Origin of the sequence: Dyella sp., from assembly GCF_036384435.1 — a bacterium.
Taxonomy (GTDB): Bacteria; Pseudomonadota; Gammaproteobacteria; order Xanthomonadales; family Rhodanobacteraceae; genus GSA-30.
In genome coordinates this window covers 1-13,339 of record NZ_DASVMI010000183.1, presented here as the reverse complement: position 1 = coordinate 13,339, position 13,339 = coordinate 1, and the positions used below count along the sequence as shown (strand labels likewise).

Sequence of the window (13,339 nt, the reverse complement as noted above, 5' to 3'; positions counted from 1 at the left end):
GGATAGCCGCTAAGGCGGGCAACGATTGTCCGGGCTGCGATTGTCACAAAGCCTGACACGATCCAGGTACTCGATGGCCGCATCGGCTTGCTCCCGAGTGGGTGCATCGCGATACGTCCAACGTACGATATAGCTGCTGTCCTTGCCCTTGATGTACTTGAAGTACACGCTTTCCGATGCGTGGTCGGCATCCTGCTGGCAGGTCTGTGACCATACCTGGAAAGCATGACCGTATTTCATTCCGTCGCTGATATCCTTCGTGCGTGCGTGATCGCAAATGCCTTTCTCGCCTTGTACGAAGAGCTTCTTGAAGCCATCGGCGCTGGTGTCGGTCATGCCGACATACACTTGGCTGGTGATCTTCTGGGTCCAGTTGTCAGGCGCATCGTCCTGCGGAATCATCTCGGTGATTTCAACGCCACGCAATGTCTTGCCCTGGTTGATCACCTTGAAACCGATCGGGATACTCTGCATCAGGATCTCACCATCTGCCGCCACGCTCGCTCCATGCGCCGGCGCCGGAGCGGCCGTGTCATTCGCAGCACCATGCACCACCTTGGCCGACAGCAGGACCGTGATCGCATCGGCAGTTTCCGTATCCTGCGGATGATGCGCCAGTTCCTCCATGATCACGTAAGCATTGCGGCCACTTTGCACCAGACGCAAGAAGGCATAGTGCGGTGGCGATGAAGGGCTCTTGAAGCGACAGGCCTGCAACCAGACGTGGCTCGGCAAACCATCGACCTTGTCTTCATTGATGGTGGAAGACGCCGTGTCGTCACAGTCTTTTTTGTTAACGGCCTCGATGCGTGCGCGGTAGTCATCGTAGAACCCGGGGCCTGCCATGCCCTGGTAGACCTGGGTGGTGATGCGGCGCGTCCAGTGATCGGTGGATTCTCCTGGCGGCAACATTTCGATGCCCGATACCGTCTGCTGCGTCAGTTGAAAGCCCACTGGAACGGGCAATTGCAGATGCTCGTCATTGGCCCCTGCCGCCAGGGCGATGGACATGGCCTGGCCGCAAGCGAGGGCAACAATCCATTTTGCGGGCCTGTGTCCATGCATGATTCGAGATTGCATCGTGGTCAGCCTTCCTGAAATCCCCGGCGAGTGCGACCGCCATGAACGGGCGCACGCGAAAAGGCGGCATGATAACCTTTTGGTTCGCCCGTGCCGTGCTTACCAAAGCAGTTCCTGAAGAGCTTTGACGACCTCTGCGAGGCGCGCTCTTGCCGCGCCTCGCATCGCCACCGAAGTCGCTCTCAAGTCAACGGTGAGCCTGCGACTTGAGGCTCGGTTCGGTCAGGGCAGCATGTCACTGGCGACTTCGTGCATCTCGCGCGGCAACGTCGATTGTGCTTCGATCAATTGCAGGCGCAAATAGCGGACGTATTGGTATACGCGTCCGGTAGCGGCATCGGGGATATCCAGCGCAACATGCCAGTTTTCGCGATAACGCCGATGCAGTTCGTGACGGGCCATGCGCACCAGCGCGGAAAGGCGCGCGCCCGCCTTGGCGAAGGCCTGGAAGGCATCGCTCAGGCTGAGCGCGGCCGCGCTCAGCCGATGGTCGCCTTGCTCATCCAGCCAGGTGCTCCAGATCGAGGACATGGTCTCCCAGGCATGCACCGGCATGGCGATGGCATGCGAGCCGCCCAGTTCGTCGCGGACGGCATCCATGCCCACATGAGCCTCGTGACCGAGCAAGGCCACCAGCAGGCGTGCCTGCACGCGAATCTGTTCGGCATCGCCAAGCAGGCTTGCCGCCTTGGCCAAGCCTGGATGCGCGGTCTGGCGACACGCACCCTCTGGTATCGACGGCACTCGCCAATGCCATGCGAGCACATCGCGCAGGAAAGATGCAGGCTCCCAGGGGGCGTGGATGATCCCCCATGCCTGGGCCTGCTGCTGATAGTGACGCAAAGCCTGCTTGGTGCGTTCACGCGCCACGCCCACCTGTCTCAGACAGTGAGAGAGCAGGAGTTCCGCGCTATCGGTGCGCTTGGCCAGTACGCGCGGCACCAAGGCCTCGGATGCATGCCGCAGAGCCTGAATCAGCGACTCGTACGCGGCATCGGCCACCGGCTCGGCGCCCTGAGCCAGCGCGCGTTGACGCTGTAGCAAGCCTGAGGCGACACGCATGGTAGCGTTGACCGTTACGTCGTGACCACGATCAAGGAATGGCCCGAACGCCGCGAGGAAGCAGGCCCGACGCTGCATGCTCTCCCAGAATGGTCGATGCGTTTCGTCGATCGCCGCAATGTGCGTATCGTGCAGCAGCCCGGCCAGCCAGTTAAGGTCCAGGCGAGCCGCCTGTTCGGCTTCCGTCCGGTGCACCGCGACGCTTTGCACGAGCCGTGCTTCGGCGTCGGCAAGCAATCCGGCCAACGGCGCTCGCACCGCCGCCAGGACCGCGGCAGCGTAGACCTGTGTGACTGGCTTGACAAGAATGAGCCCCTGCGCATCGGTGTCGAACTGCAAATCCTCGAACAAGGTGCGCTGACGGCCATCGGCAGCAACCAGGCGGATAGCACCGCGCACGCGGGCGGCCAGGCATAGGAAATCATCGAGCGAGGCCGAGGCCAGTGACACCGCGGGCACACAGTCGTCCGTACCGGCGGCATCCACCTCAAACGCCAGCCAGATGATCCGGGTACCCGGCAAGGCGACTGCACCTTCTGCGGGCACCACGATGCGACGCGCAAGCAGATATAGCGTATCCGCCTTGCCCAGGCGGGCCTGGAACGCCGCGTCCAGCCGGATGGTATCGCCACAGGCCAGCACACCATCTGGCGTGGCGCACACCAGCATTTCGTCGTCCTGGCTGACCGGACCGGAAATCGCCGTATAGGTGCGCGCGGGAAACGGCATGCGGATGCTGTCGCCATACTGTTGGATCAGCGCGCCCTGGAACGTACGCTCCCAGATGCCAGCGTGCCGTTCATCCATGTATGGACTATGTTGTGTGAGCCGCATGCCCACGACGGCATTCTGCGTGCAGGCATGCAAAGGCGAAACACCCTGCTCCGCCGATTCCAGCCAGGGCAGCAGCAGGTTTTCCTTCACTTCGTGCGCTGCATCATGCCATACCCCAACTTCTTTCAATGACGACAAGGCTGGATCAGCCGCCGCACTGGCGATGCGCCCATACCCGGCCATCCATTCGCGTCCCATGTAGGTATTGAATGCGACCGCGGCCTGCAGCGGATCGAGGGGCGCCATCTGGCGCCACAGGGCCTTGAGCAGGCCGTAACGCTTTGCGTGGCAGGCGATGACCTGGTAGACCTGATCACCGAGCGCGACATGTGATACGAAATGCGTCCCATAGCGATGCAGGTGATCGGCGTAGCGTTGCAGGTCATGCTGGCGCGACGCCAGGGCACCGCGCTGGGGCTCAAGAGCACAAAGACGGCCGACTGCGTAACGCCCCTCGCACGTCCAGTAACGTTCAAGCATGCCATGGGGAATGCTGCCGTTTTCTGCTACTTCATAGCGATGCACGGCGTCCTCACGCCGACAGCGCAACAGCACCAGGCCGCCTCGCTCGATCACGCCGATCGGCAACCCCAACAGTCGACTGAGGGCTGCCAAGGCTGCCGGCCGCTGCTCCTGGCGCAACATCAAGCTGCTGACGGGCGCTTCGAAGCGCCCCTCGTGGCCAGCCAAAGGCTGGACCTGATAATCGAACAGGTTGTCGATCAGCGAGGCCGCGTCGTCGTGGAAGCTGATCTCCGGAGCACTCCAGGCACCGCGCTCCAACGGAGCCAGGCAAGCGAAACTACGAAATGCACGATGCTCAAGTACCGCAAACGGGGCTCCCCCCAAGCCGCCCGCCCAGCCAGGATGTAATCCGGCCAGCAGGTCAAGGCTATCGCCCAGTTGCAAGGTGAAAGCCCGATCGGCGACGGTTTTCATGTTCATGGGCGCCCCCCCATGGGAGATGCACCCATATCGCCACATGCCCAAGGCATGACCGCCCGATGGGCGCAGGCGATGACACAGTTGACGGTCTGTTGCGGCTGCGACGAAGTATCCATGTCTTCCCTTGCCAACGAGCGTTACTGGAACAACGGGCGATTTACATGCCAATGCACCACCAACACGCAGGCACAACCAAAACCTGCGCATTCGCGCGGTTAACTGCGTGGGGAAAGACCCTGGATTTTGATTCACCCCAGCGCATAGTTGAGCCAACTCCGTCGTGAAAGTGGCGTGAAGCAATTCACATCTGCGGTTATCGGAGAAAATGAGGGAGTAGTCAATGCCGCAAGAAAATACGAATATCGGCTTTAAGGCCGTCGACAAATCGCATGCCATGCGCCGGCGTAAAGCCAAGACACCTGACATGTCGACTAATCGCGCTGGCACGATCGCGCAAATAGAGTGCTAATAAAAAAAAGCGGCCCGAAGGCCGCTTCTTTCGTTCAACGCGAGACAATTATTCCGTCGCCGGACATGGGCTTTCCTTGCTGCGCGAATCGCAGACGCGAATCTGCTGCAGGTATTTGACCGCCTCGGTGACTTGGTCGCGACTTGGCTCCAGATGAAAGGCACGCTGCACGACGTAAGAGCTGTCCTTGCCCTGGATATACTTGAAAAATGTAATCTCCGGCTTGGCCTTGACGTCGCTCTGATGGCAGCTTTGCATCCAGACGTGGAACGCATAGCCATTTTCTTCGCCATCACGGATGTTCTGCACGTCCGCCTGCTGGCAATTATCCTTGAAGCGCTTGGCCATTTCTGCCTTGTACGCGTCGAAATAATCGGTCACACCCAGGTAAACCTGCGTGGTCACCATTTGTGTCCAATTGTCGACGGTCTCATTCTGCGGAACCATTTCTGTCAGCTCCATGCCTGTTGCCGACCTGCCGTGATTAGCAATCTTGAAACCGGCAGGGAGACCTTGCAGCAGATTTTCACCGGTCAGGCCGCTTTCGGTCGGCGTATCAGCTGCAGGTTTTTCAGGTGCATCCTTGACCGCATAAGGGTTATCAACGGCGGGTTTGGCATCGGTTACCACCTTGGCCGATTCGAGAATGTCAGTAACGTTCTTGAGCTGGCTGTCGGAAGGCTTGAACTTGACTTCGGCAATGACGATGTACGCGCCATCGTTGCCCTGGATGAAACGCAGGAAGGAATAATCCGGCGGTGTGGCTTCATTCTTGGGTATGCACTTCTGAATCCACACGTGATTCTGCAAGCCCTCGATCTCCCCTTCCTGGATGGTCGTGGTGGGCGCGTCCGCACACTGTTCCTTGCTGAGCTTTTCAATGTAGGCGCGGTAATCGGGGTAGAACTTCGAACTGACATAGCCGCCGAAGATCTGCGTGGTCACCCTGCGTGTCCATTTGTCTGCCGACTCGCCAGTCGGAAGCATCTCGACACCCTTCTTGTCCTGCTTGATGATCCGGAACCCGTCCGGTGTCGGAAGTTGCAAATGCTCGGCGCCCGAAGCCCCTGCGCCCACGGCCGGCAGGGCCAGTGCTAAACCGACAGCGCCAAGCAAAAACCCCCTGAAGATGCGCCCGGATAAAACGATATCGCTACGTCCCATGATATTGATCTCCCAATGTATTTGACGCCCCACGCCCCGGAAATCGCCCGCCCATACCAAAAAGCCCACCTTGCATGGGCCATGTGCTGAGCCGAAAGAGCCAAACCCGGGAATGCCGCCATGGGTGCGTCGGCATGATACCTGCTTCGTCCAGCGTTCTCGCGTGCTGTTTGGCTATCGGAACATCAGAACTGGGCGAGCCACTCCCTCCTTCGCCCACCATGCTGCGCCAAGCGTTTTCTTATGATTGCCGCATCTGATCGGCCTGGGTCGAATGCGTTCGCGAGGTCATTGGCGATTGGATGGTCGGTTACATCGCACACAAAAACCTCACTGAAGACATCAGTGCTGGGGTCGACGCTCCGCTTTGAGTAGCGGGCCAGTTTGATGTCCGGAATTACTTTGACCCATAAGAACTGCTCACCAAGCTTTTGAGCAAGCTGTTGCAGCAAAGCACCGCGCGCACGATCGTCAATCCGGATCGCCTGTTCAGCGAGGTGGAACGGGTGCGCCGGCGTGGCTGGGCCGACGCACCCGAAGGACTATTCACCGAAATCAACGCCCTGGCTGCGCTGATTTTCCACGCAGACGGCGAACTGTTCGGCACGATCGCCATCGTTGGTTCCGTGCACTACCTGCCGACCACACACGACCGGCCACACGTCGACGCGCTGCTGCGCGCGGCGGCCGATGTTTCTTCCACCGTCCGGTACACCGGCTCAACCGCGCGCTGATTCCGGCTGCCCGGCTCTACGCGGGAGCCTTGCCCGCCTGTTGGGTGTAGCGCTGCGCCAGACGCACGGCCAGCGCTGCACCTTCCATGGCCACGCTCATGGCTTGCTTGGCGTAACGGCCGGCATCTTCATCGGCCGCCTGCCCCGCAAGAATGGTGGCAAGCACTTCGGCACGTGTACGCGCCAACTGCGCGGCGACATCGTCCTGCGTGGGATAGGTCATATCATTGAGCGTTGTCGCGCTCATGCCGTGCCACCGTCGCTGGACTTGCGCCCGGCCTGGACATCCTTCATCAGTGCGGCCAGGCGTTCGAGTGTGCTCGCCACGTCGTCACCGGCGAGCATTTCGCGGGCAAAGCGCACGGCTTCCTCGGCATTCGATTCCAGGATGGTGCGCACGACGGCCGTGGTGATCGCGTTGCGCAAGGTATAGAGATGCTGTTGCTGGGCCACGGCGTTTTGCATAGCCATGCCAATGGCCTGCGCCATCACCTGGTCGGTCATGGCTTGCGCAACGGCGGCCGACGATCCGAGCACCTGGGCGTTGACTACCTCAACCGCCTCGACGACCTGCCGATTCAAACCCGGCGCGCAATCCACACCGGAATGCCCTGCTTCCTGGTTCTCGCTCATGGCGTAGCCTCGTCGGCATGAGGTGTCGTGCTCAATAATTGGGCACTTCGCGTGACGACCGCCATCGCGATGGAACTCACACTCTGCTGGTTGGCTACCGCGTTTTGCAGGCCGAGCCCCGTGGCATGAGCGATATGCTGATAAAGCGCGGCGACCGCCATGGCTGGCGCCTCGCCGACGACCTTGACGTTGGATTGCGTGACAGCATCCGTGATTTGCGGATTGACTGCAGTCATTGCCCCCTCCCTTTCCCTGACTGGTGCGTGATCCGGCCGCACAGTACGACGACCGCGTGACCAGCCGCAAGACGGGGCGACCTTACCCTGGCACTGATGACGAAGCGATGTCACGTCAGCGCTTTCAATGCAGGCCGGATTCGAGATCCCAGGCTGGTCCATCCCCGCCCCTCCAGGCGTGAGCCGCCTGGAGGGGCGGGGATGGACCAGCAAGGCCTCGCTGGCGATATACTCCCCACCAGTATTAGGAGATCGTCTTGCCGCACACCGCCCAAGAGAAGAATCGCGTCCTGGCCCGGGTCCGTCGCGTACGCGGCCAACTCGATGCACTCGAACGCGCCCTGGAGGCCGGGGCCGAGTGTGGCCCGGTGTTGCAGCAGATCACCGCCGTGCGCGGCGCCATCAACGGCCTGATGGCGGGCGTGCTTGAAAGCCACCTGCGTGAGGAATTCGCGCAGGCATCGGTCCAGGGCAAGCGTGCGCCGGAGGTGGTCGAGGACATCGTCACACTGGTGCGCACCTATCTACGCTAATTCTCGCGATTGGATAGACGATCATCCGACCGCTTCGTTCTTCAACATCATGTATCTAAGAGGACTACCCATGAAGTCACGCGCAGCCGTCGCATTTGGCCCCGGCAAGCCCATGGAAATCGTCGAGATCGATGTCGCCCCGCCGCGTGCGGGTGAAGTGCTGATCAAGATCAGCCACACGGGCGTCTGCCATACCGATGCTTTCACGCTGTCCGGAGACGATCCGGAAGGTGTGTTTCCGGCCGTGCTTGGACACGAAGGCGCCGGCGTGGTTGTCGAAGTGGGCGAAGGCGTGACCAGCGTCAAACCCGGCGACCATGTGATTCCGCTCTATACCGCCGAGTGCGGGCAGTGCCTGTTCTGCCAATCGGGCAAGACCAATCTTTGCGTGGCGGTGCGCGCCACCCAGGGCAAGGGCCTGATGCCCGATGGCACCACGCGATTTTCCTATAACGGCCAACCGATCTACCACTACATGGGTTGTTCGACTTTCAGCGAGTACACCGTAGTCGCCGAGGTGTCACTGGCCAAGATCAACCCCGCAGCCAATCACGAGCAGGTCTGCCTGCTTGGCTGCGGAGTGACTACCGGCATCGGCGCCGTGCACAACACCGCCAAGGTGCAGCCAGGCGACTCGGTGGCGGTATTCGGCCTGGGCGGCATCGGCCTGGCGGTGATCCAGGGTGCGCGGCAGGCCAAGGCCGGCCGCATCATCGCAATCGATACCAATCCGTCGAAATTCGAACTGGCTACACAGTTTGGTGCTACCGACTGCGTCAATCCGAAAGACTTCGACAAACCGGTCCAGCAGGTGATCGTGGAAATGACCGGCTGGGGCGTGGATCACTCCTTCGAGTGCATCGGCAATGTCAACGTGATGCGTGCTGCACTGGAATGCGCACATCGCGGCTGGGGTCAATCGGTGATCATCGGTGTCGCAGGTGCTGGTCAGGAGATCTCCACTCGCCCGTTCCAGTTGGTGACCGGGCGCTCCTGGAAGGGCACCGCCTTCGGTGGCGTCAAGGGACGCAGCCAGTTGCCGGGCATGGTCGAGGATGCCATGCAAGGAAAGATCGAGTTGGCCCCCTTTGTTACGCACACCCGTTCGCTGGAGCAGATCAATGAAGCGTTCGACCTGATGCACGAAGGCAAGTCGATCCGCACCGTGATTCATTTCTAAGCCACGAACATCGAGCCCCTCGCTATCCTGGCAAGGGGCCTTACATCATGTGGAGCGCACACATCGCGGCGACTCCCCTTTTGTGAAAACGATCACTATTTTCTACAGCCGCAAGATCTTAAGCCGATAAAGAGAGTGCCGACCCCAGGACCTCTCCATGAAGATCAGCACACGTATCACCCTCCTTCTCGCCCTTGCCGTCACAGTCGCCTTGACCGTCGGTACCGTGGGCCTGGTAGCGCTGAGCCAGACTCAAGCGCGACTCGCTTCGCTTTATCAAAGCAACCTGATCCCGATTACCGAAGTCACGGAAATCCAGCATCTGTTCAGCACCAATCGTACGTTGCTCAATCGCGCGCTGCTGCAATCTACAGACGAAGGCACACGATACGAAATGGACAACGCGGCAATCAACGTGCAGCGCATGAATGCCTTATGGGACAGCTATTATCCCGCGCAGATCAAGGACGCCGACGAAAAAGCGGCAGCCGAACAATTCATGCAATCGCGCACTGCCGCGCGTGCCTTGCAAGCGCAGGTCAACGATCTGCTCAAGGCGCGCAACTATGGTGCGGCAAAGAGCTTGATGCTAACCAAGGTGGGTCCATCGTTTGAACAGGAAAACGTAGATATTGCCCACATCGTCAGCGCAAATAAAGCCCAAGCGGCAGCCGACTTCGAACGTGCACAGGTCATCAAGGTACGCACTTGGTGGTTTCTGGTGGCCACGCTGTGCTTGAGTGCACTTGGCCTGCTGGCTATCGGCGCGGTGCTCGCACGCTCCATCCTCAAGCCTCTACTCAGTGCCAGACACATTGCGGCCAGGATCAGCCAGGGTGAACTCAACCACGCACTGGATGTGCAAGGCAGGGATGAGGTTAGCGATACCTTGCGCTCGATCAGCACCATGGATCAGCAATTGGCCCAGATCGTCAGAAAGGTACGCGACAATGCCCATCAGGTAACGCAGACGGCGCGGGACATTTCGGCAGGCGCCGACGATCTTTCTTCGCGCACTCAGGAACAGGCATCCTCCCTGGAAGAAACGGCGGCATCCATGGAGGAAATGACGGCCGCCGTACGCCAGAACGCCGACGGCGCGGTCCAGGCCGAGCGCCTGGCTGCAAGCCTGCGCGACAGCGCACTGCGCAGCCATGGCGTGGCCAGCCAGGCGGTCGATGCGATGGACAGGATCACGCGCGCCAGCGAGGACATCGCCGACATTGCCGTGCTTATCGATGAAATTGCCTTCCAGACCAACTTGCTCGCACTCAACGCCGCCGTGGAGGCGGCTCGTGCCGGAGATGAAGGCCGCGGCTTTGCCGTGGTAGCCGGCGAAGTGCGCGCGCTGGCTCAACGCAGTGCATCGGCCGCCCGCGAAATCAAGGGACTGATCCAGGAGACGCGCAGCAAGGTACAGGACGGCGCGCGGCTGGTCCGCGACACCGGCACAGCGCTGGGCGACATGGAGTCCGTGGCGCGACATGTGTCGAGCATCGTCACCGAAATCGCCGCGGCGTCCGACCAGCAGTCGTCTGGGATCACCCAGGTCAACAACGCCCTGGCATCGCTGGACATGGTCACGCAGCAGAATGCGGCGCTGGTCGAGGAAACCAGCGCGGCAAGTCGACAGGCCCTGGAATTTGCCGAAGACCTGATGAAGCAGGTGGCGTTCTTTACCGTGCACAGCGAGGCCGGCGTGACCCGGTCAGCACCACACAATGAGGCGCCTGGGGCAATCGTTGTGCCCGGGCGGGCCCTGGCCGTTGCAAAGGCTCTGCCCGCTGCGCAGTCGGTCGAATCTGGTGTATGGCAGGAGTTTTGATGCCATCGCGACACGCGACCGGGTAAGACTCCATCATGCTGGATGCGGCTGAAATTCCTCGGCCGACCACATCCTCCCTGTCACGAGTGCTCGCCCATGCCGCATGGATATAACCGCCCGATGCTCGCCAGCATGGTCGCATCGTCCTCGCCAACCAACGACTTGCCCAACCGGCCAGTCGAAGTATTGGACCTTGCGCGTTATCTGGGCCAATGGCACGAAATCGCGCATCTGCCCATGTTTTTCCAGTGTCGATGTGCCGACCGCATCACGGCCACTTATGGATCGCTACCTGGCGGGCGCATACGTGTTTCCAATGCCTGCCGGCAGCATGACGGCCGCATCGCCACGGCCGAAGGGATCGCGCGGCCAGCCGGGAACGCCGCAGGTGCCTTGAAGGTACGCTTCGCACCGGGCTGGCTGGCTTGGCTCCCGTGGGTGTGGGCCGACTATTGGATCGTCGAACACGATCCGGCCTATCAATGGGCCGTGGTCGGCAGCCCTGGCCGCCGATATTTGTGGATATTATCTCGTGAGCCATCGATGGAAGGCACCCTGTTCCGGGCGATCATCGATCGCAGCGCGCGGCGCGGATACGCCATCGATCGACTGGTCATGGCCGCGCCGCTGCACTGAACAACGCCCGCTCGCCACCAAGGCAAGGAACAAGGAGCGAGCGCCGCGCATGGAGTGTCGCCTATTCCTTCGGCGCAAGTCCCATCTTGGCAAGCGTCGGGGTTTCATCGGCCCTGCCCCAGCCGCCGTCGGCGACCTCCTCTACCAGCACCATGGAATAAGGCCTGACTCCTTCGCCGAAATATTCGACGAATAGCGCCGTGGTGCGATGGATGATGTCTTCCTTGCGTTCGGCATCGATGATGCCTTCGGGGAACTTGAAATTGGCAAAGGGCATGGCCCGGTCCTCGTGCGTTTGGTCTGTCGATGAGCCGGCGCCTTGGTTCGTCTTGCGCCGTGGCGGAAGTCTGTGCGCACCAGGGGCACGGATAAACCCCGCGTATCCGCCAACATCATTCGGACCGGGCAAACAATCGTCAGCCATGTCGCGAGCTGGACATCGCACCTCGCCACACTTCCCGGACGGTGCCAAAACCCGCATAATCAAGAGTGATTCTTATTTGCAAGTAAGGGACCTGGCTTCCATCATGACGTCCGCGCGTTCGCTCAAACGGTGGTATGCGGTGCACAAGTGGAGCAGCTTGATCTGCACCGTGTTCTTGTTGCTGATCTGCCTGACGGGACTTCCCCTCGTCTTCCATGAGGAGATCGACAACTGGTTGCAGCCCCACGAATACGAGGCACTGCCTGCCGATACACCCACGGCCAGCCTGGAACGCTTCACTGTCCTGGCCCATGGCTTGTATCCCCATGAGGTGATCGCCTCGATATTCGTCGATACCGACGAACCGCAGGTTTTCATCTGGATGGCGCCGTCTTTCGCGGCGTTGAAAGCCGATCCGTCGGTCATGCACCCGATCCGGGCCGACGCCCGCACCGCCAAGTTGATTGACGCCGGAAAGGTTTCCGGACGCTCGAAGACGTTCATCGATACGATGCTGGCCCTGCATTCGGACCTCTTCATCGGCCTGCCAGGCGAGCTGTTCCTGGGATTGATGGCCGTGCTGTTCGTGGTTGCCCTCGTGTCCGGCGTGGTGTTGTACGGGCCATTCATGAAGAAGCTCGACTTCGGCACGGTACGGCGCGGGCGCGCCAACCGACTCAAGTGGCTGGATCTGCACAACCTGCTGGGCATCGTGACGCTGGCATGGGCGCTGGTCGTTGGCGTAACCGGCGTATTGAACGAACTGTCCACTCCCTTGTTTGGCATCTGGCAGCAGACCGACGTCAAGCAGATGCTCAGCGCCTATGAGGGCCAGGCAAAAGCACCGGCTCAAGCCGATCTGCCTTCGGTGCAGATGGCCATGGAAACCGCGCGCCACGCGGTGCCCGGGATGCGCATCGACAGCGTGGTGTTTCCTGGCAACCCGTTTGGCAGTCCTTATCACTACCTGTTCTGGGCGCACGGCGATCGCACGCTGACCTCACGCCTGTTCAGCCCGGTGCTGGTGGATGCCCGTAGCGGGCAGTTGAGCGACGTCGTACGCATGCCCTGGTATCTGCGCGCGCTGGAGGTATCGCGACCCTTGCATTTCGGCGACTACGGCGGCTTGCCACTGAAGATCCTGTGGGCGTTGCTGGACCTGATCACCATCATCGTGCTGTGCAGCGGCTTGTACCTATGGGTGGCGCGACGCCATACACAATCGGCGCGCCTGGCCCAACTTGCCGCGGCCCATGAAGCGATTGCCGCGGCAAGGGTGAGCGCATGAACACACATGGCAGCTTTCGCAAGGTGTGGGGCATCCCGCTCGTGCTGGCGGTATTGACCATGGCAGGCCTGCTGTCCGCCCTGCTAGGCGAACCGATGGTCTGGAAAGTATTGGCCTGGGCAGGATTGGCCATACCCGTCACTGTTTGCCTGTATTTCAGCCTGCCACTGAAGCGACAGGCCTGAAGGATAGCTATCGCGCAGGAGTGACTTCAGACGCGAAAAGCAAGACGCGACTCAGGTCGCGGCTTGGCGGTTTTCAGAGCCCCATCTGCGACTGAAGCGCTTTTACGCGCT

At 60.8% G+C, this 13,339-nt stretch carries 14 protein-coding genes; 7 read left to right on the top strand and 7 right to left on the bottom strand.

Annotated elements, in window-relative coordinates:
- Positions 1 to 9: 9 nt before the first annotated feature.
- The 3 genes from VF436_RS19470 to VF436_RS19460 form a co-directional block, all read right to left on the bottom strand.
- Positions 10 to 1,011, bottom strand: coding sequence for a hypothetical protein (locus VF436_RS19470; RefSeq protein WP_330905710.1), 1,002 nt, complete (start codon positions 1,009 to 1,011; stop codon positions 10 to 12).
- A 291-nt stretch (positions 1,012 to 1,302) separates the two neighbouring features.
- Positions 1,303 to 3,921, bottom strand: a complete 2,619-nt coding sequence (locus VF436_RS19465) for a hypothetical protein (RefSeq protein ID WP_330905709.1) — start codon at positions 3,919 to 3,921, stop codon at positions 1,303 to 1,305.
- A gap of 517 nt (positions 3,922 to 4,438) precedes the next feature.
- Positions 4,439 to 5,554, bottom strand: a complete 1,116-nt coding sequence (locus tag VF436_RS19460; protein ID WP_330905708.1) for a hypothetical protein — start codon at positions 5,552 to 5,554, stop codon at positions 4,439 to 4,441.
- A 431-nt stretch (positions 5,555 to 5,985) separates the two neighbouring features.
- Here VF436_RS19460 and VF436_RS19455 point away from each other — a divergent pair, with 431 nt between their 5' ends.
- Positions 5,986 to 6,288, top strand: coding sequence for an IclR family transcriptional regulator domain-containing protein (locus VF436_RS19455; RefSeq protein ID WP_330905707.1), 303 nt, complete (start codon positions 5,986 to 5,988; stop codon positions 6,286 to 6,288).
- Between the two features lie 16 nt (positions 6,289 to 6,304).
- Here VF436_RS19455 and VF436_RS19450 read toward each other — a convergent pair whose 3' ends face one another.
- The 3 genes from VF436_RS19450 to VF436_RS19440 are packed head-to-tail and all read right to left on the bottom strand — an operon-like array spanning position 6,305 to position 7,157.
- Positions 6,305 to 6,535, bottom strand: a complete 231-nt coding sequence (locus VF436_RS19450; protein WP_330905706.1) for a hypothetical protein — start codon at positions 6,533 to 6,535, stop codon at positions 6,305 to 6,307.
- A complete protein-coding gene (locus VF436_RS19445; RefSeq protein WP_330905705.1) occupies positions 6,532 to 6,921 on the bottom strand; it encodes a RebB family R body protein in 390 nt (129 codons plus the stop codon). Before VF436_RS19445 ends, VF436_RS19450 begins: the two co-directional genes overlap by 4 nt.
- Complete coding sequence (locus VF436_RS19440) at positions 6,918 to 7,157, bottom strand: RebB family R body protein (protein WP_330905704.1); 240 nt, start codon at positions 7,155 to 7,157, stop codon at positions 6,918 to 6,920. The genes VF436_RS19445 and VF436_RS19440 overlap by 4 nt, the downstream gene beginning before the upstream one ends.
- Positions 7,158 to 7,414: 257 nt before the next feature.
- Here VF436_RS19440 and frmR point away from each other — a divergent pair, with 257 nt between their 5' ends.
- The 4 genes from frmR to VF436_RS19420 all read left to right on the top strand — a co-directional run bounded on the left by frmR (position 7,415) and on the right by VF436_RS19420 (position 11,331).
- Complete coding sequence (gene frmR / locus VF436_RS19435; protein ID WP_330905703.1) at positions 7,415 to 7,690, top strand: formaldehyde-responsive transcriptional repressor FrmR; 276 nt, start codon at positions 7,415 to 7,417, stop codon at positions 7,688 to 7,690.
- Between the two features lie 70 nt (positions 7,691 to 7,760).
- Positions 7,761 to 8,870, top strand: coding sequence for an S-(hydroxymethyl)glutathione dehydrogenase/class III alcohol dehydrogenase (locus VF436_RS19430; RefSeq protein WP_330905702.1), 1,110 nt, complete (start codon positions 7,761 to 7,763; stop codon positions 8,868 to 8,870).
- A 157-nt stretch (positions 8,871 to 9,027) separates the two neighbouring features.
- Positions 9,028 to 10,695, top strand: a complete 1,668-nt coding sequence (locus VF436_RS19425; protein WP_330905701.1) for a methyl-accepting chemotaxis protein — start codon at positions 9,028 to 9,030, stop codon at positions 10,693 to 10,695.
- A gap of 96 nt (positions 10,696 to 10,791) precedes the next feature.
- Entirely contained in the window at positions 10,792 to 11,331 is a 540-nt protein-coding gene (locus tag VF436_RS19420; protein ID WP_330905700.1) for a lipocalin family protein, read from the top strand.
- A gap of 61 nt (positions 11,332 to 11,392) precedes the next feature.
- Here VF436_RS19420 and VF436_RS19415 read toward each other — a convergent pair whose 3' ends face one another.
- Positions 11,393 to 11,608, bottom strand: a complete 216-nt coding sequence (locus VF436_RS19415; RefSeq protein WP_330905699.1) for a tautomerase family protein — start codon at positions 11,606 to 11,608, stop codon at positions 11,393 to 11,395.
- Positions 11,609 to 11,858: 250 nt separating this feature from the next.
- Here VF436_RS19415 and VF436_RS19410 point away from each other — a divergent pair, with 250 nt between their 5' ends.
- The gene (locus VF436_RS19410) at positions 11,859 to 13,043 is read left to right on the top strand and encodes a PepSY-associated TM helix domain-containing protein (protein WP_330905698.1); all 1,185 of its coding nucleotides are present in this window, start codon (positions 11,859 to 11,861) and stop codon (positions 13,041 to 13,043) included.
- Positions 13,040 to 13,228, top strand: a complete 189-nt coding sequence (locus tag VF436_RS19405; protein ID WP_330905697.1) for a hypothetical protein — start codon at positions 13,040 to 13,042, stop codon at positions 13,226 to 13,228. The genes VF436_RS19410 and VF436_RS19405 overlap by 4 nt, the downstream gene beginning before the upstream one ends.
- Positions 13,229 to 13,339: the final 111 nt, after the last annotated feature.